Annotated in this window: 18 protein-coding genes and 1 pseudogene; 11 read left to right on the forward strand and 8 right to left on the reverse strand. The window is 67.3% G+C overall.

Annotated elements, in window-relative coordinates; genetic code table 11:
- The first annotated feature begins 48 nt into the window (after window positions 1-48).
- Together ASC63_RS10010 and ASC63_RS10015 are read left to right on the forward strand one after the other, a co-directional pair.
- The gene (locus ASC63_RS10010) at window positions 49-939 is read left to right on the forward strand and encodes a PHP domain-containing protein (protein ID WP_055812623.1); all 891 of its coding nucleotides are present in this window, start codon (window positions 49-51) and stop codon (window positions 937-939) included.
- A 29-nt stretch (window positions 940-968) separates the two neighbouring features.
- Window positions 969-2,099 carry a hypothetical protein gene (locus ASC63_RS10015; protein ID WP_055812626.1) on the forward strand — a complete coding sequence of 377 codons (1,131 nt, stop codon included), beginning with the start codon at window positions 969-971 and terminating at the stop codon, window positions 2,097-2,099.
- A gap of 13 nt (window positions 2,100-2,112) precedes the next feature.
- Here the strand turns inward: ASC63_RS10015 and ASC63_RS10020 are convergent, their stop codons facing one another.
- Entirely contained in the window at window positions 2,113-3,555 is a 1,443-nt protein-coding gene (locus ASC63_RS10020; protein WP_055812629.1) for a DEAD/DEAH box helicase, read from the reverse strand.
- Window positions 3,556-3,683: 128 nt separating this feature from the next.
- Between ASC63_RS10020 and ASC63_RS10025 the strand changes: the two genes are divergently transcribed.
- Window positions 3,684-4,400 (forward strand): ferritin-like fold-containing protein, encoded by a 717-nt coding sequence (locus ASC63_RS10025; protein WP_055812633.1) that lies wholly within the window; start codon window positions 3,684-3,686, stop codon window positions 4,398-4,400.
- Between the two features lie 8 nt (window positions 4,401-4,408).
- Here ASC63_RS10025 and ASC63_RS10030 read toward each other — a convergent pair whose 3' ends face one another.
- Both ASC63_RS10030 and ASC63_RS10035 read right to left on the reverse strand, forming a co-directional pair.
- On the reverse strand, window positions 4,409-4,717 hold the full coding sequence (locus ASC63_RS10030; RefSeq protein ID WP_055812636.1) for a hypothetical protein: 309 nt from the start codon (window positions 4,715-4,717) through the stop codon (window positions 4,409-4,411).
- 25 nt (window positions 4,718-4,742) lie between these two features.
- Complete coding sequence (locus ASC63_RS10035) at window positions 4,743-4,967, reverse strand: DUF3107 domain-containing protein (protein WP_055812639.1); 225 nt, start codon at window positions 4,965-4,967, stop codon at window positions 4,743-4,745.
- Between the two features lie 118 nt (window positions 4,968-5,085).
- Between ASC63_RS10035 and ASC63_RS10040 the strand changes: the two genes are divergently transcribed.
- The 4 genes from ASC63_RS10040 (at window position 5,086) to ASC63_RS10055 (ending at window position 12,830) form a co-directional block, all read left to right on the forward strand.
- Entirely contained in the window at window positions 5,086-8,310 is a 3,225-nt protein-coding gene (locus tag ASC63_RS10040; RefSeq protein ID WP_082487486.1) for a UrvD/REP family ATP-dependent DNA helicase, read from the forward strand.
- Window positions 8,303-11,488 carry an ATP-dependent DNA helicase gene (locus tag ASC63_RS10045; RefSeq protein WP_055812642.1) on the forward strand — a complete coding sequence of 1,062 codons (3,186 nt, stop codon included), beginning with the start codon at window positions 8,303-8,305 and terminating at the stop codon, window positions 11,486-11,488. The genes ASC63_RS10040 and ASC63_RS10045 overlap by 8 nt, the downstream gene beginning before the upstream one ends.
- A gap of 38 nt (window positions 11,489-11,526) precedes the next feature.
- Entirely contained in the window at window positions 11,527-12,066 is a 540-nt protein-coding gene (locus ASC63_RS10050) for a signal peptidase II (protein ID WP_235492100.1), read from the forward strand.
- A gap of 269 nt (window positions 12,067-12,335) precedes the next feature.
- The gene (locus ASC63_RS10055; protein WP_055812646.1) at window positions 12,336-12,830 is read left to right on the forward strand and encodes an FBP domain-containing protein; all 495 of its coding nucleotides are present in this window, start codon (window positions 12,336-12,338) and stop codon (window positions 12,828-12,830) included.
- Between the two features lie 25 nt (window positions 12,831-12,855).
- Here the strand turns inward: ASC63_RS10055 and ASC63_RS10060 are convergent, their stop codons facing one another.
- Window positions 12,856-13,935, reverse strand: a complete 1,080-nt coding sequence (locus tag ASC63_RS10060) for a phosphotransferase (protein ID WP_055812648.1) — start codon at window positions 13,933-13,935, stop codon at window positions 12,856-12,858.
- A 136-nt stretch (window positions 13,936-14,071) separates the two neighbouring features.
- Between ASC63_RS10060 and nudC the strand changes: the two genes are divergently transcribed.
- Window positions 14,072-15,076 carry an NAD(+) diphosphatase gene (nudC, locus tag ASC63_RS10065; RefSeq protein ID WP_055812651.1) on the forward strand — a complete coding sequence of 335 codons (1,005 nt, stop codon included), beginning with the start codon at window positions 14,072-14,074 and terminating at the stop codon, window positions 15,074-15,076.
- A complete protein-coding gene (locus tag ASC63_RS10070; RefSeq protein ID WP_055812655.1) occupies window positions 15,073-16,794 on the forward strand; it encodes an ATP-dependent helicase in 1,722 nt (573 codons plus the stop codon). Before nudC ends, ASC63_RS10070 begins: the two co-directional genes overlap by 4 nt.
- Here ASC63_RS10070 and ASC63_RS16670 read toward each other — a convergent pair.
- Both ASC63_RS16670 and ASC63_RS10075 read right to left on the reverse strand, forming a co-directional pair.
- Window positions 16,793-17,572: pseudogene (locus ASC63_RS16670) on the reverse strand (TOMM precursor leader peptide-binding protein); the annotation flags it as partial. The gene ASC63_RS10070 and the pseudogene ASC63_RS16670 sit on opposite strands and share 2 nt — an antisense overlap.
- A 159-nt stretch (window positions 17,573-17,731) precedes the next feature.
- The gene (locus ASC63_RS10075; RefSeq protein WP_055815314.1) at window positions 17,732-19,075 is read right to left on the reverse strand and encodes a zinc-dependent metalloprotease; all 1,344 of its coding nucleotides are present in this window, start codon (window positions 19,073-19,075) and stop codon (window positions 17,732-17,734) included.
- A 211-nt stretch (window positions 19,076-19,286) separates the two neighbouring features.
- Between ASC63_RS10075 and ASC63_RS10080 the strand changes: the two genes are divergently transcribed.
- The gene (locus ASC63_RS10080) at window positions 19,287-20,438 is read left to right on the forward strand and encodes a YlbL family protein (protein ID WP_055815317.1); all 1,152 of its coding nucleotides are present in this window, start codon (window positions 19,287-19,289) and stop codon (window positions 20,436-20,438) included.
- 36 nt (window positions 20,439-20,474) lie between these two features.
- Entirely contained in the window at window positions 20,475-23,414 is a 2,940-nt protein-coding gene (locus tag ASC63_RS10085; RefSeq protein ID WP_200936837.1) for a UPF0182 family membrane protein, read from the forward strand.
- An 80-nt stretch (window positions 23,415-23,494) separates the two neighbouring features.
- Here the strand turns inward: ASC63_RS10085 and ASC63_RS10090 are convergent, their stop codons facing one another.
- Together ASC63_RS10090 and sigK are read right to left on the reverse strand one after the other, a co-directional pair.
- Window positions 23,495-24,325: an anti-sigma factor gene (locus ASC63_RS10090; protein ID WP_055812658.1), complete on the reverse strand. Its 831-nt coding sequence runs from the start codon at window positions 24,323-24,325 to the stop codon at window positions 23,495-23,497.
- The gene (gene sigK, locus ASC63_RS10095; protein ID WP_055812661.1) at window positions 24,322-24,912 is read right to left on the reverse strand and encodes an ECF RNA polymerase sigma factor SigK; all 591 of its coding nucleotides are present in this window, start codon (window positions 24,910-24,912) and stop codon (window positions 24,322-24,324) included. Before sigK ends, ASC63_RS10090 begins: the two co-directional genes overlap by 4 nt.
- Window positions 24,913-24,931 lie beyond the last annotated feature (19 nt).

The following is a 24,931-nucleotide window of genomic DNA, read 5'->3' on the forward strand; positions in this document are numbered from 1 at the left end:
ACCGTCTGCCTGCGAGAGCATGGGAGTCAGGCGATCTACGATGAGTGAATGGGTGACGAGCGTCGATTCGCGACTCCGGCGGACCTGCATACGCACTCGAGCGTGTCCGACGGTACAGAGGCGCCCGGCGAATTGGTGCGCGCCGCCGCGGCCGCCGGTCTCGGCACTGTCGCGCTGACCGACCACGACACGACCGCGGGCTGGGCGGATGCCGCCACCGCCGCATCCGAGGTCGGCATCACCCTGATTCCGGGTATGGAGCTCAGCACCCGCGTTCAGATGGCCAGCGTGCACGTGCTCGGCTACCTCTTCGACCCGAACGACGCCGGCCTCGCCGCCGAGATCGAACGCATTCGCGTCGGCAGGCGTGAGCGGGCGGCGGCTATGGTTGAGCGCATCGGACGCGACTACGCCCTTGACTGGAACGACGTGCTCGCGCAGACACGAGACGGTGCCACGGTGGGGCGGCCGCACATTGCCGACGCGCTCGTGGCGCGCGGCCATGCCGCCACGCGCAGCGATGCCTTCGCCGGCATTCTGCATTGGCGTGCCGGCTACTACCAGCCGCACTATGCGCCGGATCCGATGACGGGGGTGCGGCTGATCCGTGCCGCAGGCGGGGTGCCCGTGCTGGCGCATCCGGCAACGCACGGCCGCGCAGGCAACATGACGGAGGCGCGGATCGCCGCGCTCGCCGATGCAGGACTCTTCGGCCTGGAGATCGACCACCGCGAGAACACCGACGAGGGCAAGCTCTGGCTGCACCACATGGCCCGGCGCTTCGGGCTGGCCGTCACCGGTTCGAGTGACTACCACGGTGAGGGCAAGCCCAACAGGCTCGGCGAGAACACGACGGCGCCCGAGGTTCTCGATGCGATCATCGCAGAAGGCAGCGGGTCTGCACCGTACTATACGGCGCCCCCCGGTGCGAGGCCGTGACGAGGACCACCCGCATCGGGTCGAGGTTGATGACCGGCATGGTCGCGGCCACTCTCGTCGCGGCCCTGATTCCCGTGGCCGGGGTCGCCCCCGCGGCGTTCGCCGCATCGGGCTACCCCAGCTGGAACGACGTGCAGGCGGCGAAGGCGAGCCAGGCGGCGACGCAGGCTGAGGTGGGGAAGATCAACGGCCTGCTGGCGGGGCTGCAAGTGGCGGCGAACGCCGCGAGCCTTGAGGCGATCACCCGCGCGGCCGAGTCTGCCGCCGCACAGGCCAGGCTCGCGACCGCGACGCGGGATGCCGATGCGCTGGCGTCGCAGCTGAGCCGGGCGACGGCATCCGCGAACGCGCTGGGCGAACGCAGCGCTCTGCTGACCCAGCAGCTCATCCGCTTCGGCGGCCCAGCGCCGTCGTTGAGCCTGTTTCTGAGCGAGAAGTCCTCGCCGACGCTGCTGTACCAGCTCGGCGCCATCACGCAGCTCACGGGCCAGGCGGCCGCGCTCGTGGGTGCGGCCCGTGAGCAGCGCAACCTCGTTCATTCGCTGGGCGCCCAGGCGGATGTCGCGCGAAAGGTACGTGACGCGCTGGCCGCTACGGCGCAGAAGAACCTTGCCGCGGCCCAGGCGGCACAGCAGAAGGCCAATGCGGAACTTGCCGTACAGCAGGAGAACGGCAGGGTGCTCTACGCGCAGCTCGCGTCGCTGAAGAACACGACGGCGACGGTCGAGCGTAATTATGCCGCGGGCGTTGCCGCTCGGCAGGCGGCCGAGGAAGCTGCCCGGCAGGCGGCCGAGAATCAGGGTTCGGGAAGCGGCCCGGCAGATAGCTTCGCGCCGCCGCCCGGTGTCACCGTCGACCCCGCGGCCGCGCAGAATTACGCGCGCGGAGCGATAGGCGCGTACGGCTGGGGTGGCGACCAGATGAGCTGCCTGGTGTGGCTGTGGAACCGTGAATCCGGATGGCGGGCCGACGCGTACAACTCGTCGAGCGGTGCCTATGGAATTCCGCAGTCGCTTCCCGCCACCAAGATGTCGAGCGCCGGCTCGGACTGGGTGACGAACGCAAACACGCAGATCAACTGGGGGCTCGGCTACATTTCCGGCCGTTACGGCTCACCGTGCGCCGCCTGGGCGCACGAGATGTCGAGCAACTGGTACTGAACCCGCAGCGATGTCAGCCGACGGCGGGAGCGGCGCCTCCGCCGGAGCGGCGACGCGTGCGGGTGCGCCGGCGCGGGGCACTGTTGCCGTCGTGGTGCTGCACGCCGTGTCCGTCATGCGTACCCTGTGCCGTCGGGGCGGAGGTGTCCGCACCGGTCTGGCCGGAACCCGACTGGCCACCCGAACGGGTGCGTGGCGGGCGGCTGCCTGAACGATCGCCTGAACGGCCGCGATCACGGTCTCCGGAAGTGCGTTCCGGGCGCACGAGGGTGCTCGCGCGCAGGCGACCCTTGGTGCCCTCGGGAATGTCCAGGTCGGTGAACAGGTGCGGGCTCGACGAGTACGTCTCGGTCGGCTCCGGCTGCCCGAAATCGAGCGCGCGGTTGATGAGTGCCCACTTGTGCAGATCGTCCCAGTCCACGAAGGTGACGGCGATGCCGGTCTTGCCGGCGCGGCCGGTGCGGCCCACGCGGTGCAGGTAGGCCTTCTCGTCTTCAGGAATGGTGTGGTTGATCACATGCGTGACGTCGAGAACGTCGATGCCGCGAGCCGCGACATCCGTGGCCACCATGATGTCCTTCTTGCCAGCCTTGAAGGCGGCCATGGCGCGCTCACGCTGCTCCTGGTTGAGATCGCCGTGCACGGCAGCGGCATTGAAGCCGCGGTCGTTGAGCTCCTCGACGAGCTTGGCCGCCGCCCGCTTGGTGCGCGTGAAGATCACGGTCTTGCCGCGACCCTCGGCCTGCAGGATGCGCGCGATGACCTCGTCTTTGTCCATGTTGTGCGCACGGTAGACCAGGTGCTTGATGTTGGCCTGCGTGAGGCCCTCATCGGGATCGGAGGCGCGGATATGGATGGGCCGGTTCATGAAGCGGCGCGCGAGCGCGACGATCGGGCCGGGCATGGTGGCCGAGAACAGCATGGTGTGCCGGTTGGCGGGCGTTTGCGCGAACAGCTTCTCGATGTCCGAGAGGAAGCCGAGGTCGAGCATCTTGTCTGCCTCGTCGAGCACCATCTCGCGCACATTGGCCAGGGAGAGCAGGCGCTGGCCGGCGAGGTCGAGCAGGCGACCGGGCGTGCCGACCACGATCTGGGCGCCGGCCTTCAGCTGCTCGATCTGACCCTCGTACGCCTTGCCGCCGTAGATGGAGACGATGCTGGTGTCGCGGTTTCCCGCGGCGAGTTCGAGGTCTTCGGAGACCTGCACGCACAGTTCGCGGGTAGGCACGACCACGAGCGCCTGCACTCCCGGCTCCGGGTGCAGCCCGAGCCGCTGGATCAGCGGGAGGCCGAAGCCGAAGGTCTTGCCTGTTCCCGTCTTCGCCTGGCCGATGATGTCCTGGCCGTCGAGGGCGAGCGGAATGGTCTGGGTCTGAATGGGGAACGGTTCGAGGATGCCCTTTGCGGCGAGGGCGTCGACCATGTCCTGGTCGATTTTCAGTTCTGTAAAAGTCACGTTGTGATGCCTGTCAATGAGTGTTAAAGAGGGCTACGCCCTTTTCTCTCACAGGCGTAGGGCCGTCGATCCAGTGCCGACGGCATACCCCAGCCTAGTTCACGCGACGAACGCATACACTGGCCTGTGTGGCATCCTGGTTCTCCCGTCGTCGGCCCCCGGTCGTCGTTCCGCGCCTGAAACCGCGCGGGGAACGCAGCCTCTCGACCCGTGTGGATCTGGGGGAGATCACCCCCGAACTGCTTCCCTATCTCGGGCAGGCGGCGCTTGTGCAGATGCTCGCGTTCGAGACGTATTCGGGCATCGTGCGCGGCGTGTCGAGCCTGGCAGCCAAGGAGGCCGTTTCGCAGTCCGCGGGCGCCGCGCTTGCCCGCTACCAGGGTCTCGTTGCGGAGATACGCCGCCGTGGCGACGACCCGATCTCCACCATGCAGCCCTTCGCCGAGATGTGTGCCGCGTTCCGGGCTGTGATCACCGGTGCGGACTGGCGCGAGTCGCTGCTCGCAGCATCCGTGGCATTCGGGCTGCTCGACGATTTCTTCATTCGCCTCGCCGAAGGGCTGCCCGGCGATTTCGGTCCGCGCTGTGCGCAGCTGCTCTCCAGCGATGCGGGGCGGGATGCCACGGTGCGGCTCCTGCAGGAGGCGATCGCAGAGGATCCGCCCCTCGCATCACAACTGGCGATGTGGGGCAGGCGGCTCGTCGGCGATACCCTCCTCGTTGCGCGCTCGGCGCTGCACCTGAGTGACAACTCCGAGGACGACGAACAGCACATCGAGCCGGTGCTCACCGAGCTCATAGCCGCACACTCACGCCGCATGGACGAACTCGGCCTGACCGCGTAGCGCAGTCCTCAAGCGCGGGAGGGCACGCCCGTCTTGGTGAGGGCGGCGAGGTGCTCGGCATCCGCGTGGTCGCGCACGCTGCCGACCGCCAGATCGACGATGGTCACCAGCACGGCGGTGCCGATGAGCGTGATCCACCAGATCACCCCCGCATCCCACTTCAGGCCGAGCCAGGTGAGCGCGACCCAGAGTGCACAGGCGACGGCCGCCCCGACCGCGGGCATGAGAACGCTGCCGTGTGTGTGGCGCCTCGGCAGAAAGTAGCGCGCGGCCAGGCCGATGATCGCGCCTAAGAGAAAGACGAAGAACAGCTCCATTGCGTGGCTCCGGCTCGACGCGGCGCTAGCCGACGAACCCGATGCGGCGCGATTCTTCGCTGCCGAGCTCGACATAAGCCAGGTTGGCCACGGGCACGAGGTAGATGCTGCCCTTGGTGTCCGCGAGGCGCAGGTAGGGGGAACCACCGTCGAGTGCGGTCGAGACGGCCGTCGTGATCTCCTCAGCCGACTGGCTGGACTCGAAGCTGAGCTCGCGAGGGGCGTTGAGAATGCCGATACGAATTTCCACGGGGCAGGCCTTTCGGTTGAGCGATGACGGTGTCGAAGACCGTCGCTTCAGGTTACGGCAGAACGACGAGCCGTCTTCGCATCGTTCTCTGTCGGCGGAAGCCGATAGCTTTGCAGGCATGACGATCCGTGGCTTTCGAGCGGCCGACACCGGGCCAGCATCTGCGGCGCGCCCGTCGGGTGACATGGCACCGGATGCCTCGCAGCGCGCGGTGATCGAGCTGCCGGACGCGGCATCCGCCGTGGTGATTGGTGCGCCCGGAACGGGAAAAACCGCAACGCTCATCGAGACCGTCGCCGATCGTGTTCTGAGGCGCGGCTGGGCGCCGGAATCTGTGCTCGCCCTGACCACGACGCGCACCACAGCCACGCGCCTGCGCGACACGCTGGCCACGCGACTGGGTCGGCCCACGAACGGGCCGCTCGCCCGCACCGTCAACTCGGTGGCGTTCGACGTGGTGGGCCACGCTGCACGCGCCGCCGGGGCAGCGCCGCCGCGCCTGCTCACCGGCGGGGAACAGGACAGCGACCTGGCGCAACTGCTTCACGGCCAGGAGGAAGACGGCAGCGGCCCGCACTGGCCCGAGCTTCTCGGGCCCGAGGTGCGCCGCCTGCGCGGCTTTCGCACCGAACTGCGCGAGCTCATGATGCGCGCCACGGAATACGACATCACGCCCCAGAAACTGGCCGAGCTCGGCCGCAGGCACGATCGGCCCGAGTGGACGGCCAGCGCCGTATTCATCGCTGAATACCTGCAGAACGTCGCACTGTCGCGGCCGGGGCAGCTCGACTCCACCGAACTCGTACAATTCGCCGTCGCGGCGCTCGCCGGTGACGAGGTGGGCGAGACCGTCTCGCGGCTGCGACTCGTGCTCGTCGACGACCTGCAGGAGGCGACGGCGTCGACCGTCGCGCTGCTGCGCGCCTTCGCGGCCCGAGGCATCGCCGTCATCGCGTTCGGCGATCCGGATGTCGCGACCAACGCCTTTCGCGGCGGCGAACCGGATGTGCTCGGTCGGCTCGCCGGCGTGCTGTCCATTCCCGAGCTGCTCACCCTCAACCTCGACACAGTGCACCGCCAGGGTTCCGGGCTGCGCGCGTTCACGACAGCGGTGACGAACCGCATCGGCACGGCCGGCGCGGTAGGACACCGCGGGGCGAACGCCGCGGGCGCCGAACACGATGACGCAATTCTGCGCATCGAGGCGACAACACCCGCTCGCGAGTGGGCGGCCATCGCCTGGCAGCTGCGCGACGCTCACCTGCGAAGGGGAGTGCCGTTCGACGAGATGGTGGTCGTGCTGCGCAGCGGCGGGCAGGTGCCCACCGTGGCCCGTGCGCTTGCCCTGGCGGATGTACCCACGCGCGTTGCTGCCGGAGGAACAGCGCTGCGCGACGATCACTCGGCGCGCAGCCTGCTGACGGTGGTCGATGTCGGCAGCGGCCGCACCTCGCTCACCCCCGTGATTGCCACAGAGCTCCTGCTCGGCCCCTTCGGCGCCCTCGACAGGCTCACACTGCGGCGGCTGCGACTGGCATTGCGCGCCGAGGAACTGGCGGGCGGCGGCGCTCGCTCCTCAGACGAGCTCCTCGTGGAGGCGCTCGAGGCGCCCGGCAGACTGGCGACCATCGATCATCGGGTGGCACGCCACGCCGCGCGGCTGGGGCAGACGCTGGGGGCGGTCGGCGAGCTCGCGGCATCCGGTGGCACAATCGAGGAGTTGTTGTGGCTCGTGTGGGAGCGCAGCGGCCTGGCGGATGTCTGGTACGAGCAGGCGCTCGGCGCCGGCATCGTGGCTGCCGAGGCCAACCGCAACCTCGACGGCGTGCTCGCGCTGTTCACGGCGGCCAAGCGCTTCGTGGAGCGGGAACCCGCGGCGCCCGCGCGCAACTTTCTCGAGGCGGTGCTCGAGGCGGAAGTGCCGGAGGATACGCTCTCTCCCCAGTCCGCAGCCGATTCGGTGCTGGTGACAACGCCGTCGGGGGCCATTGGGCTGGAGTTCGAGATCGCCGTCGTGGCGGGCCTGCAAGACGGCGTCTGGCCGAATCTGCGCCCGCGGGGTTCGTTGTTGTACCCGCCGCAGCTCGTGCAGGTGGTCACCGGGCTGGAGGGCGCGGTGCTCGACACGCGCCGCGAGGTGCTCGCCGACGAGCTGCGGATGTTTGCCCTGGCCGTTTCCCGCGCCCGAGGCCAGGTGATTCTTGCGGCCGTCGCGAATGACGATGAGGCGGCGAGCGTGTTCTTCGCGCTCGTGCCGCCGAGTGCGCGCACTGTTGACAGCACGCTGCGCGCGCCGCGTTCGCTGCGCGGGCTCACCGGCCGGCTGCGTCGGGAGCTGACCACCCCGCGGCGTACGCCGCGAGAGCGGCAGCAGGCGGCATCCGCTCTGGCCCGCCTCGCCTCGGAGCAGATTGCCGGCGCCGACCCGAGCCAGTGGCACGGGCTGATCGAGCCATCGACGACGCAGTCGGTCTTCGATGCGGAGCAGCAGGTTCCGGTCTCGCCATCGCGACTGGACGCGTTCGAGAACTCGCCGCTGGACTGGTTCATCGAATCGGTTTCGGGCACGCAGTCGAGCACGGCAATGGGCCTCGGAACCATCGTGCACTGGGCCATGGAGACGGCAACAGATCCGAGCGTCGACGCCATCTGGCGGGCCATCGAGGGCCGCTGGAACGAGCTGTTGTTCGAGTCGCCGTGGTTGGCCGAGCAGCAGAAGCGCGCGGCGCGCATCCTCGCGACAGGGGTTGCCGAATACCTTCGTGATTTTGCGCGTGACGGCAAGACTCTCGTCGCGGCGGAGGGTCGGTTTGAGCTGGACATCGACCGTGCCAGGCTGCGTGGATCGATCGACAGGGTGGAGCGAGCCAGCGACGGTTCCGTCGTGATTGTCGACCTGAAAACCGGCAGGCCCATCACCCGGGCGGAGGACCTTGCCGCGCATCCCCAACTCGGCGCCTACCAGCTGGCGTATGCCGAGGGAAAGCTCGACGACGTTCTCGACGCGTTCGCGGAACACCATGCGGGCGGGGCCAAACTCGTGTTCGTCAAGGAGGGAGTTCGGGGCAAGGCCTATCGCGAGGGGGCACAGCCGGCTCTCGACGACGACGCGCTCGAGGGCTTTCGCACCCGCATTCGCCAGGCCGCGATAGGCATGGCGGCCGCCGAGTTCAGCGGTGCGGTGGAGCTGAGCGACTGGGGCGGCGGCGAGACGGCGCGCCGGCGGATGCACCGGGTTCCTTCGGTCTCCAGCGACGGCGCCGAACCAACGCCGGTTGAGGAGCCGCGCGAAGCCGGCGTCTCGAAACCAGCCCGCCACGACCCCGAGGCCACCCATGACTGAGCGCACCCCGATCGGCGCAGACCAGATCGCCGAGGCGCTCGGGCTGCCGCGCCCGACCGCACAGCAGCGCGCAGTGATCGAGTCCGCACTCGCCCCGGCGCTCGTGGTGGCCGGGGCGGGTAGCGGCAAGACCGAGACCATGGCCAACCGTGTGCTCTGGCTGCTCGCCAACCGGCACGTGAATGCCGGAGACATCCTGGGCCTCACCTTCACGCGCAAGGCGGCCGGGGAACTGGCGGTACGCATCCGGCAGCGCATCGACCAGCTCGCGGCGGCGGGGCTGATGCCCGGCGACTACGACGCCTTCGACCCGCCCATGGTGGCGACGTACAACTCGTTCGCGAACACCATCTATCGTGACAACGCCATTCTGCTGGGGCGCGAGAGCGATGGCGCTGTGCTGGGCGAGGCATCCGCGTGGCAACTCGCCCGGCAGATCGTGATCGACAGCACGGATGAGCGCCTGCCCGCGCTCGACAAGAGCGTCGACACCGTGACCAAGGCCGTGCTGTCACTGAGCCACGCGCTCAGCGAGAACGTGGCCGATGCGCCGGCGGTCGGGCGCATGGCCGAAGAATTCTCGGCGCTCGCAGAACTTCCCCCGGGCGGGCGCGGTGCATACGAGGAGGCCGCGCGGCTGGCCGGCACGGTCGGTGCGTTGCCGGTGCTGCTTGAGCTCGCCGAGCAGTTCCAGCAGGCGAAGCTGCGGCGCGGCTTCGTCGAATACTCCGACCAGGTGGCGCTCGCACTCGAGATCGTGCGCCGCATTCCGCAGGTTGCGGTCGACTTCCGCGACAGGTTTCGGGTCGTGCTGCTCGACGAATACCAGGACACGAGCGTCGTGCAGACCTGGCTGCTGTCGCACCTGTTCGCACAGCATCCGGTGATGGCCGTCGGCGATCCGAACCAGTCGATCTACGGCTGGCGCGGGGCGAGCGCGGCCAACCTCGAAAAATTCGCCACCCAGTTCGGTGGCGGCACCGTGCAGAACTTCGCGCTGACCACGAGCTGGCGCAACGGGCAAGACATCCTGTCTGTCGCCAACGCCATCGTGCAACCGCTCGCCGCCGTCACGCGCGTTTCCGTCGAGCGACTCGAGGCGGGCCCCGTGGCGACGGCGATACCCGTCGAGGTCACGTATGAGGAGACGCTGAACGACGAAGCGGATGCCGCGGCCCGCTGGCTGAAGCACAAGCTCGCGACCGCGCGTGGCCAGACGCCGCCGACCGCCGCCATGCTGTTTCGCGCACGCAAGACGCAGACCGTCTTCATCGAGGCGCTGCGGCGACACGAGGTGCCGTTCCACGTGCTCGGCATCGGCGGGCTGCTCGCCGCACCCGAGATCGCCGATCTGGTCTGCGCGCTCACGGTCGTGAACGACCCGAGCGCCGGCTCGGAACTGGTGCGGCTGCTGGCGGGCTCACGCTGGCGCATCGGCGCGCGGGATCTCTATGAGCTCAGCCGGGTCGCATCGTGGCTGCGTGATCGGGACTACGCGCAGCATCCGCTCGATGACGAGGTTCGTGAGCAGCTGCGCTCTTCCGTCGCCGAGGGTGAGGGCGGCTCGATAGTGGATGCCCTGGACTTCATCGGGCACGCTCGTCTCGGCCACACGGTGCTCGAACGGTTCAGCGATTCCGGCCGGCAGCGGCTGCGCGAGGCCGGGCAACTGTTCGCCCGGCTGCGGGCGCGATCCGGTCTCGACCTGCTGGACTTCGTGACGCTCGTGGAGCAGGAACTGCAGCTCGACATCGAGGTTGCGGCCAACGAGTCTCTGCCGCTCGGCGCCGCAAACATGGAGGCATTCTTCGACGCACTCGCCGGCTACCTGGCGGTCAACGAGGTTGCCGGGCTTGGCGGCTTTCTCGGTTGGCTGCGCGAGGCTGAATGGCGTGACGGGCTCGCCCCGCGCCCCGAGGATGCCGAGCCCGGCACGGTGCAGCTGCTCACGATCCACGGCTCAAAGGGCCTGGAATGGGACCACGTTGTGGTGCCGCGCATGGTCGACGGTGAACTGCCCGGCAGCCCGCGCGAGGGCTTCAACGGCTGGCTGGGTTTCGGCGCATTGCCCTATGAATTCCGCGGCGACGCGGAGGAGCTGCCGGTCTTCGACTGGCGGGGTGCGACGACTCGCAAGGAACTGCTCGACGTGCGCAATGAGTTCAAGGAGGCGGTGCGGGCCCGACACGAACTCGAGGAACGCCGACTCGCGTACGTCGGAGTGACGCGCGCCCGGCATTCGCTTCTGCTGACCGGCTCGTTCTGGGCCAGCCAGAGCAAGCCACGCCCTCCGAGCCCGTTTCTGGCAGCGCTGGCCGCCGACGGCGTCATCGGGCCGCTGCCCGAATCGAGCACGAACGACGAGAATCCTCTCGGCGACGACGAGCGGGTCATGGCGTGGCCGCTCGACCCGCTCGGCGGGCGTCGCGACCTCGTGCAGCGTGCCGCCGAGGAGGTGGCATCCGCATCGCTCGACGCCGCGGGCCCCTGGCAGGCCGACCTCGAGCTGCTTCTCGAGGAGCGGCGACGCACGCTGAGCGCCACCGAGGAGGTGCAACTGCCGACGCGCGTTCCCGCATCCCGCTTCAAGGACTACGTGAACGCGCCGGCACAGGTCGCGGCCTCGTTGCGGCGACCCATGCCCGAAAAGCCGTACCGGGCCACGCGACTCGGCACGCTCTTTCACAGCTGGGTCGAAGAGCGCTACGGCTTCGGCGGCCGCATGGAGACGATAGATGTGGCCGGCTTCGAGCTGGATGACGTCGAGAGCGGCACCGAGGCGGCGGTCGAGCAGGAGGAGCTGGCGCGACTCATCGCCACCTTCGAGCGCTCACCCTGGGCGGCGCTGAAGCCGGTCGAGGTGGAGCGGGAGATTCATCTGCCATTCGACAAACGCATCGTGATCTGCAAGATCGACGCGGTGTATCTGATCGATGGGCGCTACCAGGTTGTCGACTGGAAGACCGGCAAGGCACCGAAAGACGCCGCCGATCTCGAACAGCGCCAATTGCAGCTCGCGCTGTACCGGCTCGCCTATGCGCACTGGACCGGAATCGAGGCGAGCCTCATTGACGCCTGCTTCTACTTCGTCAGTGACGATCGCCTCATCGAGCCGGTCCGCATCTTCGACGAAGACGAACTTCTGGCCCTCTGGCGGGCCTCGACGAATGGTTCGTGAGTCGCTTGGGCAATGGATACGCCACGCATAATGAGTCAGTGACCTCCGACAATTCAACCGAGTCGCCCGGCGACACACCTTCCCGAGTGCGACCGCGGCTCATCGGGTACACCGTCGCCATCGCGGCGGCGGTGATACTCCTCGACCAGGGCAGCAAGTGGTGGGCCGAAACGGCCTTGGCCGACGGTCACACCATTCCCGTGATCGGTGACCTCATTCGGTTCGTGCTGGTGTACAACCCGGGCGCGGCCTTCTCCATCGGCACCGACTCCACCTGGGTCTTCACCATCCTCGCCGCCGTCGCGGTGGTGGTCATCGTCGTCTTCGCCTGGCCCGTCACCTCACGGGGCTGGATGGTGACGTTCGGCCTGCTGCTCGGCGGTGCGGCGACACATCTCGGCGACCGCCTGTTCCGTGAGCCGGGCTTCGGTCGCGGTCACGTGGTCGATTTCATCGGCTACGGCACGCTCTTCATCGGCAACGTCGCCGACATCGCGATATTTGCCGGAGCGGTCACGCTCATCGTGCTGGCCGTACGGGGAATTCGCATCGGACGGCCGGATTCCTCCCGCGTTTGATAGTCTCGTGAGATGTTCTTCTCGCTCATCACTCCGCCCTTGGGGCGTTGGGAGGTCGCCGGCGCTTTCCACGTCGGCTTGAGGTAGCGAGCCCGCTTCGTGCGATCGTCCTCGCCGCATCCTGCGAGGAACACACCGTCAGATCACACCGGCCGACCACACCGGTTCCGCTCGACGTTCCCTCCGAACGCGAGCTCCTCGACTCATCCGCGGGCCTGCGCCCGCCATCGCGACTCTCGTGCAGGGGGTCGATTCGATTGGTAATCCTCATGCTTCCCCTTTCAGAAACAGACATCCGCAATTCGTTTGTCAACGCCTCCCGCAAGGAGATCAGCGACCTCGCGCTGCCGCTCGATTTCGACACGATCGACTGGAACAGGCTGGACTACTTCGGCTGGCGCGACCGCAAGGCGCCGCGCCGCGCTTATGTGCTCGTGCGTCTCGACGACGTTCCCGTCGGTGTCATGCTGCGGCAGGCCGAAACGGTGCCCCGATACCGCGCCCAGTGCTCCTGGTGCCAGGACGTCAACCTCAGCAACGAAGTTGTCTTCTACGGCGCGAAGCGGGCCGGGGCGTCGGGTAGAAAGGGCGACACGGTGGGAACCCTCATCTGCGCGAACTTCGGATGCTCCGTGAACGCGCGCAAGCATCCGCCGGTCGCGTACGTGGGCTTCGACGTCGACGCAGCTCGCGAGAAACAGATCACCGATCTGCGCGCACACGCCCAGGGATTCGTGCGCGCCGTGCTCGGCGACGAGTCGTAGTCGAGGCGCGCGTCAGTCTGCGTCGTCAGTCTTCATCGTCTGGGAGCCGGCGCTCGCGCGGTTCGTCTTCGACGGGGCGCATGCCGCCGGATGCCTCGCGGGACGTACTGAGGCCGCCTGGCGTCTCCTGCAGCATCGCTTCGACGTCCGAGATCGCCATGATCGGTCCGGTCTCGGCGGCGAGCGGTGCCGCCTCATCACTGTGCACCGTCTCGACCAGGCCGTCCATCATCTGGATCGCGTCATCGACAACAGACTGGTCGTGTACCTCGCGTCCGTGCAGCAGCCAGCGGGCGACCTCGAGCTCGGCGTACAGCATGGCACGTTGTGTGAACTGCCGGTCGGTCGAGACGTGCCGGGCATCGCTGTATGCCTCCAGCGCGGCCTCGGCCGCGGCGCCGTTCATGGCCAGAATCCAGTGCAGATCGCGAGCGGGGTCGCCCACCCGCAGCGCAGCCCAGCCGAGCACTCCTCTGACAGTGCCGCCCTCGATCAGCAGCGATTCGGCGGAGAAGGCGCCGTTGATCACCGTCGGCTGAAACTGCCAGCTCGCGTTCTCGCGCGCGGCCTCGCGCCACCTGTCACGCAGCCCGGTGGGCACGAGCCCGGTCGAGACGGCCGTCTCGATGAGCGAGGAGGTGGAGTCGTGGCATTCGGTGGCGCTCAGCACCGGCAGCCCTGCCTCGCCCACAAAGGCCGTCGGCAGCGTGTGAACGGCCGCGACGGCACGCCCGATCGAGGCGGCGAGCCCGTTCTCCGCGTGGATGTCGTCGACCGAGATGTGGTCGCCGGGCAGAAACTCGTACACGACGGCGCGCGTTCCACCGATGGGTGTCTGGCCCACGTATGTCGGCACATCGAAGGGCAGGCGGCCCCGGATTCCTTGGCTCAGCGCCCGCAGCGCCACAAGATCTGCGCCCTGCTCGGACTCGGCCGCCTGTGACGATGGAACCCGAATGATGAGCTGGCGGCCGTCGCGTTCCTTCAACAGGGCCGAGTCATACTCCCCCTGCCCGCCCGAACGGTAACTGCGGGCGCCGGCAACGTCGAGGCCGGCGATGGCGGAGGTTGCCAACGCGGCTAGAGTGAGATGGGATCTGGCCATACCGTCTAGGTTAGGTCGAGTTTCCCCGGCTGAAGCCGTTCGCCACGCCTGCCAGGGCCTTGTCGAACGGATTCGGTTCAACGACGTACTTCGAACCGGCGGTGCGAGCCGGCTCGTTCGATTTGTGAGGTTGCCGATGTCCCGTGCGAGACCGAGCGGCTCTGGCTTGATCGGCCTTGCGCTGACCGACCCAGCCCTGGATCGTGACGGCGTGGCCCGAAGCAGACCGGCGCTCTTCGACGAATTGTGGGAGGACTCCGCAACGAGGGTGCTCCCGCTGCGGCAGGGCAGGGCGCTCCTGCGCGAGTCAGGCGTCGACGGTCCGGCGGCATCCGCCGCTCTCGCCCTGCTGAAGGTCGATGAGGTGCCCTCCGCGTTGCTGCGCGTGTATCTGGGCCGCACTATCGAGTCGCACGCCAACGAGCCGGCCGGCACGCCCGTGGTTGCCCTGGTGCTGACGGATGCCGCCGCCGCCGAGCTCGAGCCGAACGAGTCCCGCTGGGCCAACCTGCGCCAGAGTGCGTCGACGCTCGACGGCCGCGATGCCGCCATCTTCGTCGAGGCACTCGCCATCACGAACTGGCACGCCGTGCACACCCATTGCCCACGCTGCGGCACGCCGACCGTCGTGGAGATGGGCGGCTGGGTGCGTCGCTGTTTCGCGGATGACTCGCAGCACTTCCCGCGCACGGATGCCGCGGTGATAGTGAGCGTGAGGGACGCCGACGACCGGTTGCTGCTCGGATCGAATGCGATGTGGGAGAACAACAGGTACTCGCTGCTGGCCGGCTTCGTGGAACCGGGGGAGTCGTTCGAGGCTGCCGCGATCCGCGAGATCGGTGAAGAGGCCGGGGTACGCATCGCCGATCCCGTGTACCTGGGCTCGCAGCCGTGGCCGTTCCCGGCATCCATCATGGTGGGCATGACCGCCCGCCTCGCCGACGGTCAGAGTGCCGAGGATCTGCTGCCCGACGGCGAGGAGATTCTGGCGCTGCGCTGGTTCAGCCGCGAGCAGCTGTGGGAGGAGCGCGAGAGCGTGTTGCTGCCGGGCAGTTCCTCCATCGCCAGGGCCATTACCGAGGATTGGTACGGCGGGCCGCTCGACGCGCCCCCTGCGACCGTCGTGCGCGCCGCAGGATGACCACTCCCGATTCGCTTCTCGCGGGCCTCGACGAACAGCAGCGCGTCGCTGCGGAGGCCCTGCTGGGACCGGTGTGCATTCTCGCCGGCGCCGGAACGGGCAAGACGCGAGCCATCACGCACCGCATCGCCTACGGTGTCGCATCCGGTGCGTACGCCCCGAACCGCGTCATGGCGCTCACCTTCACCTCGCGCTCGGCCGCGGAACTGCGCGGCAGGCTGCGGCAACTCGGAGCCGGCGGGGTGGCGGCACGCACCTTTCACGCTGCAGCCCTCAGCCAGCTCAACTTCTTCTGGCCGCAGGCCGTCGGCGGCCAGCCACCGAGCGTGCTCAGCGGCAAGGGCCGTATGCTCGGCCAGGCCGCCGAGAAACTCTCGCTCAAGGTCGACACCGCCACCCTGCGTGACGTCGCGGCCGAGATCGAGTGGCGCAAAGTTTCGGCGCTGAGCATCGATGACTACGCCGCGCGTCTCGAGAGCCGCACGATTCCGGGCCGGCTGACGGGCGAACAGCTGGTCATGCTGCATCAGGCATATGAATCTCTCAAAGACGAGCGGCGCCAGTTCGATTTCGAGGATGTGCTGCTCAGCTGCGCGGGAATGATCGAGACCGAGGCGTCTGTGGCCATGCAGGTGCGGGAGCAGTACCGCTTCTTCGTGGTCGATGAGTACCAGGACGTCTCGCCGCTGCAGCAGCACCTGCTCGACCTCTGGCTCGGAGGTCGTCGCGACATCTGCGTGGTCGGCGATGCCAGCCAGACCATCTATTCCTTCGCGGGCGCGCGCAGCGACTATCTTCTCGATTTCGAGCGGCGATACGCGGATGCCACGGTGGTGCGCCTCGAGCAGAACTACCGTTCGGTCTCCACCGTCGTCGACACCGCCAATCGGCTCATGAAGGGCAGGCCCGGCGCACTGGAGCTGCACTCGCTCCCTGACCGCCAATCGGTCTCAGCGACCGAGGCGGAAATCCGTTCACACAGTTCCGACATCGCCGAGGCCCGTGCCGTCGCTCAGGCGATTCTCGAGCAGATCGCCGCGGGAGTGAAGCCGGAGCACATCGCCGTGCTGTTCCGGGTGAACGTGCAGGCGGCGGCGCTGGAGACCGCGCTCGGCGAGGTCGGCGTGAGCTACCAGCTTCGCGGGGCGACGCGCTTCTTCGACCTGCCCGAGGTGCGCCAGGCGATCATGACGCTGCGCGCGGCATCCGTCTCGATCTCGGGGGAGCCGCTGTTCAAGTCGGTGAGCGACGTGCTGCGCTCGCTCGGCTGGAGCCAGAGCCCGCCGGAGGCGCGGGGCGCGGTGCGGGATCGCTGGGAGGCGCTGAACGCGATCATGGGCCTCGTCGACGAGGCGGCGCCCACAACCACGTTCCGGCAGTTCACGGATGAGCTGATGGAGCGCCAGGCCGGCCAGCACGACCCCACCGTTTCGGCCGTCACGCTGGCGACGCTGCACTCGGCCAAGGGCCTGGAGTGGGAGGCGGTGCACCTCATCGGCCTCAGCGAGGGGTTGGTTCCCATCAGTTATGCGAAGACCTTCGAGCAGATCGATGAGGAGCGTCGCCTGCTGTATGTCGGAATCACCCGCGCGCGGAGCCTGTTGCGCCTGAGCTGGTCACAGACGGGCCAGCAACGCGGCGGTCAGCGAGAGCCGTCACGTTTTCTGGCAGAGCTCGGCAGCCGCACTCCGCGTGTGGCCGGTGCCGCTCTGCGCTGACACCCCCGGTCGCGGCGTCGAGAAGCAGGCTCGAGTTCGTCAGGCTCGTTCCCGCCGCACCCCGCTGCTCGGCAGTGCTCTCGTGCGCGGTGAGGCGGTCGGCCACGATGCGAGCGACCATCGCGGCGACCTCCAGTTTGATGAGGGCCGAATCGAGTGGAGAGGAGTGCCGCAGCAACTGTGCCGCCATCGCCGGCCAGGAGGCATCCGCATCGGTGCGTGCCAGTTCGAGGCAGTAGAGGCACGGCCCTGACCCCGGTTCCACGAGGGGTCCGATGCGCACGGCGGCATCGCCGAAGACAACGGGCAGGTGCGGCACGTCACGGCGCAGCCACGCACCATGACGCTGCGGGGCTATCACGAAGTCGGCGACGATCACCGCAAGATCGGCGGATGCCGCACCCCGGCCGGTGGTCCGCTGCGACACCCGCAGGCCGTCGCGCCCGAGCACACGGCCGATGGTGGTCGCGGCCTCGCCGTCGCCGTCAATCACGACGTGCGGCACGGGCTGCGCCGCCGCGGTCTCGTCGCTGCGACCCTCGACAATCACCGGGCCGAGCGCGCCCAGCAGAGCCTCGACGTCTGATTCGGATGCGTGCGCGGCCTCCCCGACAACGGAAAGTCCCGCCCTGCTCACCCCCGAGAACAGTGCGGCGATCATGCGTTCGTCCGCATTGCTCACCGTTTCCAGACGCACGAGCACGGTATCGATGCCGAACTGCAGCGCGGTGGTGGAGCGCCACACGAGGGGAACACGCGGGTCGAGGTGAAGGGCCATGCAGGCATCATGCCCGAGCGACCCGCACTCGTGTGCGGGTTATCCACAGACCCACGCGGGTCGAGTAGGCCGGTCGCGGCCGTATCGAGACCGCGCACGACGATCTCGATACGCTCGTACCTCGTACCTCGTACCTCGCTACTCGATCAGCGGGAAGTATTACTCCTCTTTCGGGCGCTCCGTGTCGCCGCGCAGCAGCTCTTCGAGGGCCTGGTCCACCTCATCGAGCTCGGGCGTCTTGCCCTCGGCCTCCGCCGTGAGGCGCGCCACGAGCGCGGCCGGATTGTCCAGATCGCCCGAGGAGGGCAGCAGGTCGGGGTGCGACCACAGGTGGTCGCGGGCTTCGCCGCCCGCGGCATCCGTTACCGCCTGCCACATGGCCGCAGCCTCACGCAGGCGGCGGGGCCGCAACTCGAGGCCGACAAGCGTGGCAAACGCCGACTCGGCGGGGCCACCGGATGCGCGCCGCCGACGCACCGTCTCGGCTATTGCGTCGGACTTCGGCAACCGCGTGGTGGCCTGGGCGGTCACCACGTCGACCCAGCCCTCGACGAGTGCCAGGGTCGTCTCGAGGCGCTCGAGCGCGGCCTTCTGCGCATCCGTCTTCTCGGGAATGAGCGCGCCGCTCGCCATGATCTCCCGCAGCTCCTCCGGGTTGGACGGGTCGAACCGGTCGGCCAGATTCTCGAGCATGCCCGTGTCGATGCTGATGCCACGGGCGTACTCGGTGATGGCCATGATGAGCTGCAGGCGCAGCCACTTGGCGTGCCGGAACAACCGGGCGTGCGCCAGCTCGCGCACCGCGAGGTACAGCTGCACCTGGTCGAGCGGAATGTCGAGCCCATCGCCGAATTCGGCGACGTTCTGCGGCAGCAGCGTCGCAGTGCCGTCATTCAGCAACGGGATGCCGATGTCGCCGCCCGAGACCACCTCACGGGAAAGCTGCCCCACAACCTGGCCGAGCTGCATCGCGAAGAGCGCGCCGCCCACCGAGCGGATCATCGATTCGGCGCCGGCAACCATGGAACGCATCTCTTCGGGCGCCTGCTCCTGGAACACCTTCGTGATGGCGGTGGAGATGCTCAGGGCAACGGGCTCCGCCAACTGCGTCCAGATGGGCATGGTGGTGCGCACCCATTCGGCTCGGCTGGTCAGTGTCGGCACGAGCTGGAGCTCCGAGACGTTCGCCACCTCGTCCAGCCAGAGGGCCGCCACATGGAAGGCCTGCTCCATGCCGGAACGCACCCCGGGCTCAGTGGGCAGCGCACCCTCACCAGCGAGTGTGCGCGCCTGCTCGAGCGCAAGATCCCAGTTGATTCCGTCACCGCTGTTGCGCATCGCGCCTTGCAGCTGGTTGATCAGATTGGCAATCGCTGCCGGGTCATTGGGCAGGCCCGCGGCCCCTGCCAGCTGGCTTGGGTCGATCGAGGAATTGCCCGAGAGGAGCTCGCGAAGCATCCGCGCGAATTCGTCCTCGTTATCCATATTCGGGTCGTCGGCCATCGTCATCCGCCTCTTTCGTCATGGCAACCTCTCAGCCGCTGAAACTACGCTAACGCGCGGGCTGCGGCCGTGGTGGGGAAAAGGCTGAGGGTGCAGGGGAGCACGGCCGGTCACGCACCACGCCACCGCCTGAAAACCGCGGCGGCATGCGGAATATAGACTTCTCAGTCGGGGTGTCCGCCTGCCGCGAACACCACCAGAAAGGATGCCTGTGGCGCTCTTCGATGACCAGATGGCGTGGCCGCAGCCGAATTCCACGCCGCCCCCACCCCGGCGACGCAGCATCTCGGTCGGATGGGTGTTGCTGTCTGTCGCTGCAGTCCTCGTGCTGATTCTCGGCCTGACGCCGTCGCCGTACGTGATCGAGCAGCCCGGGCCGGCCTTCAATACCCTGGGCTTTGACCGGGCGGTCGGCAGCACCGCGCAGGGCGGCCAGAACGGCACAGACTCGAAGACGCACCTCATCAGCATTCCGAGCCAGAAGACCTACCCGACGAGTGGCTCCCTCGATCTGCTCACGGTTTCGTTGCTCGGCGACCCCAAGAACCTGCCCAGTTGGATGGAGGTGGTCAGCGCCTGGTTCGATCCGAGCAAGGCGGTGATTCCGGTGGATGTGGCGTTCCCCGCCTCATCGACGGCCAAGCAGCAACAGCAGGAGAATGCCGTGCTCATGGTCGACTCGCAGAAGGATGCCATCGCCGCGGCGCTCAATACCCTCGGCACCCCGTTTCCGCAGTCCGTCTCAGTGAAGCAGGTTCTTGCACACACACCGGCCGACGGTCACGTGAAGGTCGGCGACGAGATCGTGTCCATCAACGGCGTCAAGGTGGCCGGCATCGAGTCGTTGCGTGCGGCCGTAGCAAGAAATGGGGCGGACGCCACCGCCGCCGTCGGCATCGTGCGCAGCGGTCAGTCCAAGACCGTCGAGGTCGCACCCGTGAAGAGCGGATCTGCCACGGTACTCGGGGTCGGCGTCGGCATGGACTACGCCTTTCCGTTCGACGTGAAGATCCAGCTGGAGAATGTGGGCGGTCCGAGTGCCGGCATGATGTTCGCGCTCGGCATCATCGACACGCTCACGCCCGGCTTTCTGAACGGCGGTGCGAGGGTCGCGGGAACCGGCACCATCGATAACGAAGGGAACGTGGGTCCGATCGGCGGCATCCGACAGAAGCTGTACGGCGCGAAAGACGCGGGAGCGAAGTATTTTCTCGCACCGGCGTCGAACTGCGATGAGGTGGTCGGCCATGTTCCCGGTGGGCTGCAGGTATTCGCGGTGAAGAAGCTCTCCGATTCTCTGAAGGTGCTGAAGACCATCGCCTCCGACGGCGATACCGGGAAGCTCCCACGCTGCACGACCTAGGATGGAAGCTCGACAACCCACGCAGAGCATGAGGGCATGACGGTGACATCCACTGCAGCACAGCGACCGGTTGCGCGACGACGCGCGGCAATCTGGATAACAATCGGCATCATTGTTGCGTTGGTGATTCTCTTCTTCATCTTCGCCGGTCTCTACACCGACTGGCTGTGGTACCAGCAGCTCGGTTATCTCGAGGTGCTGACCACTCAGTGGTTCGCCGCAACAGCGCTGTTCTTCATCGGATTCCTCGGGCTTGCCCTGCCGCTCTGGATCTGCGTTCAGCTGGCCTACCGGCTGCGGCCCGTTTACGCGAAGCTGAACGCTCAGCTCGACCGTTACCAGGAGGTCATCGAGCCGCTTCGCCGGCTGGCCATGTACGGCATTCCCGTGGTATTCGGGCTCTTCGCGGGCGTCTCGGCAGCCAGCCGCTGGCAGACGGCGCTGCTGTGGCTGAACCGCACGCCGTCGGGAAAGACCGACCCGCAGTTCCACCTCGATACCTCGTTCTACCTTTTCGACCTGCCGTTCTTCCACGGCGTTGTCGGATTCGCCTCGGCCGCCGTGATCATCTCGCTGGTCGCGACGCTCGCCACCACCTACCTTTACGGCTCGATTCGTGTGGTCGGCCGTGAGATTCACATCTCCCGGGCGGCGCGGGTTCAAATCTCCGTCATCGCCGCGATTTACCTGCTGCTTCAAGCCGTGAGCGTGTGGCTGGACCGCTATGTCACGCTCACCGACCCGAACCTCGGGGGAGTGATCAACGGCGCCGCGTACACCGACGTCAATGCCACGATTCCCGGCCGCACGATCCTCGCGGGCATCGCCGTTGTCGTCGCCATCCTGTTCCTCATCACCGCGGTTGTCGGGCACTGGCGCTGGCCGCTCGTCGGCACCGCGCTGCTGCTCATCTCCGCCCTGATCGTCGGTTCGATCTACCCGTGGATCGTTCAGCGCTTCCAGGTCGACCCGAGCGAGAAGACGCTCGAGCAGACGTACATCAAACGGGCCATATCGGGAACGCGTGACGCCTATGGGCTTTCCGGCGTCGAAGAGAGCACGTACAACGCCAAGACGACCACCGAGCCGGGAGCGCTGAGGAAGGATGCGGAGACCACCGCGAACATCCGCATCATCGACCCGGCCGAGGTGAGCCCCGCCTTCGCTCAGCTGCAGCAGTTCAAGCAGTACTACGGATTCGCGTCGACGCTCGACGTGGACCGGTACAAAATCGACGGCAAGGAGCAGGACACCGTCATTGCGGTGCGCGAGCTTGAGCAGTCCGGTCTGGCGGGTGCACGCAACTGGTACAACGACACCCTCGTCTACACCCACGGCTACGGCATTGTGGCGGCCTACGGAAACCAGCGCTCGGCCGATGGCCAGCCGGTCTTTCTCGAGTCCGGCATTCCCGTCAGCGGCAAGCTGGGCAAATACCAGCCGCGCGTGTACTTCGGCGAGAAATCACCGACATACTCCATCGTCGGCGGATCGAAGAATTCCAAGGGTGGCGTCGAACTCGACTATCCGGCCGGTGAGAAGGGGGCGCAGCAGACATTCACCACCTTCGCAGGTAACGGTGGGCCGAAGCTCGACAACATCTTCAACAGGCTCGTCTACGCCCTGAAGTTCCAGGACGAGCAGATCGTGCTCTCCAATTCGATCAACAACAATTCCCAGATTCTGTACGACCGCAGCCCGGTCGATCGTGTACAGAAGGTGGCGCCATACCTCACTCTCGATTCTGACCCGTACCCCGCAGTGGTCGATGGGCAGATCAAGTGGATTATCGATGGCTACACCACGAGCGACAATTACCCGTACTCGAAGGTCAACAGCCTGAGCGACTCGATCGCCGACACGCAGACCCCGAAGCAGCCGTATGCGCTCGACGACGTCAATTACATGCGCAACGCGGTCAAGGCCACGGTCGATGCATACGACGGCAAGGTCACGCTCTATGCGTGGGACGACAGCGACCCCATCCTGAAGACCTGGCAGAAGATCTTCCCCTCGACGGTCAAGCCCATGAAAGACATGAGCAGCCAGCTGCTCAGTCACGTGCGCTACCCGGCAGACCTGTTCAAGGTGCAGCGTGCCGTGCTCGGCCAGTACCACGTGACAGATCCGGGCTCCTTCTACTCACAGGATGACGCCTGGATCACGCCGGAAGACCCGGTATCTCCTCCCGGCAACACCACCTTGCAACCGCCGTATTACCTGAGCATGCAGATGCCCGGCCAGGACAAGCCGAGCTTCTCGCTCTACTCCACCTACATACCGGCGGCGACCACGGCGTCCAGTCGAAGCGTGTTGAAGGGTTACCTCGCGGTCGATGCGGATGCCGGCAGCAAGCCGGGCACCATCGCATCCGGTTACGGCAAGCTGCGTCTGCTCACCCTGCCCTCCGACGACAACGTGCCGGGCCCGGGCCAGGTGCAGAACACCTTCGGCTCCGATCCAAACGTCTCGCAACAGCTCAACGTGCTGCGACTCGGCAAGACCGATGTGATCAGCGGTAACCTGCTGACGCTCCCGGTCGGAGGCGGGCTGCTGTACGTGCAGCCGGTCTACGTGAAGTCGACGGGTGAGACAAGCTATCCGCTGCTGCAGAAGGTACTCGTGGCCTTCGGAGACAAGATCGCCTTCGAAGACACGCTCAATAAGGCGCTCGACGTGCTCTTCGGCGGGGACTCCGGTGCCAACGCAGGAGACACGAATGTGACGCCCCCGAGCGATGGCAGTACGACGCCGCCCGCGAGTGGAGAGACCCCGGGCAGCGGCAGCACGACGCCGTCGACCAATGCGGCGCTGCAGCAGGCTCTCAACGATGCCAAGACGGCGATGCTCGCCCGTGACACCGCGTTGAAGGCGGGGGACTGGGCAGCATACGGCGTGGCAGACAAGCAGTTGACTGCGGCACTGGACGCCGCGCTCGCCGCCGAATCCGGCACGGGGTCATCCTCCGGCAAGTAGCGAGTCAGAAGCGCGAAAGGGCACGCCACCGTCGAACGGTGGCGTGCCCTTTCAGTTGCGCTCGGCGAGCTGACGGCGGCTCAGCTGCGGATGGCCACGATGGGTTGTGTGGTCGGTTGCTCGGACCCTCCGGCCGGCTCGACCGTGACGCCGACGGTGTCGCCCGCCTGCATCGTTCCCTTCAGTACCCGCCAGCTCGTCGCGTCGGCGGACGCGTTGAAGGTTCCCGCGGAGACCGCCTTGGTGCCGCGGATGTACCAGAGCTCGTAGGTCTTGTCGTGCGGAAGCGTGCCCAGCCCGTCGATCAGCAGAGCCGAGGTGCCGAGTGAGCCAGACCAGATAAGGGTGGCGCGGCCACCGTTCGCGACCTCTGCCGAGGCCCGCTGGGCATCGGGCGCCGAATTGATCTGGGCGAGTGCCGAGGCCTGCTGTTGTTCGACGGATGGCCGGGGGACCAGGGTGCCGCCGACCACGGCGCCGCCGACGAAGAGCAGTACGGCTGCGGCGGCTGCCACGAGAACGGTTGTCGGCTTCGCAAACCAGCGTCGGTGTGCCGCGGCTTCCACAGGCCCGGCCACTGCCGTGGCAGCGGGGGCGACCGGTGTGGCAGCGGGAGCCGGAGTATCGGCGGCTGTCGCAGCATCCGTGGTCTGCGGCGATGGCCCCTGCAACGAGGGCAACTGCGGCGTGACCGCGAGCTGCGCCATCAGATTCGCTTTGAGTCTGGCGGGAGGCGTGATTGCGTCGGCATCAAGGCCGAGCAGGGCTGCGGTCTCGTCGTTCGCGCGCGACTCGTTGCGAGCCGGTGCCGATGACGCGAGATACGCCTCGTAGGCCGCCGATTCCTCCGGGGTCAGGATGCCCAGCGCGTATCCGGGGCCGAGCAGCGCCGGGTCGTCGTTCTCGCTCATGACTCCACCCCCAATTCTTCCCTCAAACGAATCATGCCGTCCCGCAGCCGCGTCTTGACCGTGCCGATGGGTACGGCCAACGTCGCAGCGATCTCACTGTGCGAGTATCCGCCGTAATAGGCGAGGCTGACGGCCTGTCGTTGCACGTCACTCAACCGCTGCATGGCCTGCTCCACCCTTTCGTGCTCGACGCGTACTTCGACCTGCTCCGCAACCTGGTCGTATTCGGGAGCCAGATCGCGGATACCCACCTTGATGTCACGATTGCGCCCCGCCTGCGCCGACCGAATCCGGTCGATCGCTCGTCGGTGCGCCATCGTGAGCGTCCACGTGGATGCTTTTCCTTTATTCGGTTCAAATCGGGCGGCGGATTGCCAAATCTCGAGAAAGACCTCCTGCGTGACTTCTTCGGCCTGGGCATGGTCTACGAGCAGTCGACGCACCAGGCCGAGAACGCGCGGAGCAAGGCGATCGTAGAACTCGCCGAAGGCCGCCTGATCTCCCTGGGCGACCCGGCCCAGAAGCTCCTCGGTCGAAACCGCAAAGTCCGCGCCCGTCGGCTCGTCTCTCTCGGTCTCGGTCGGCACTTCTCCAGCATGACAGGTT

Origin of the sequence: Leifsonia sp. Root112D2, assembly GCF_001424905.1 — a bacterium.
In the GTDB taxonomy this organism is placed as follows: Bacteria; Actinomycetota; Actinomycetes; order Actinomycetales; family Microbacteriaceae; genus Root112D2.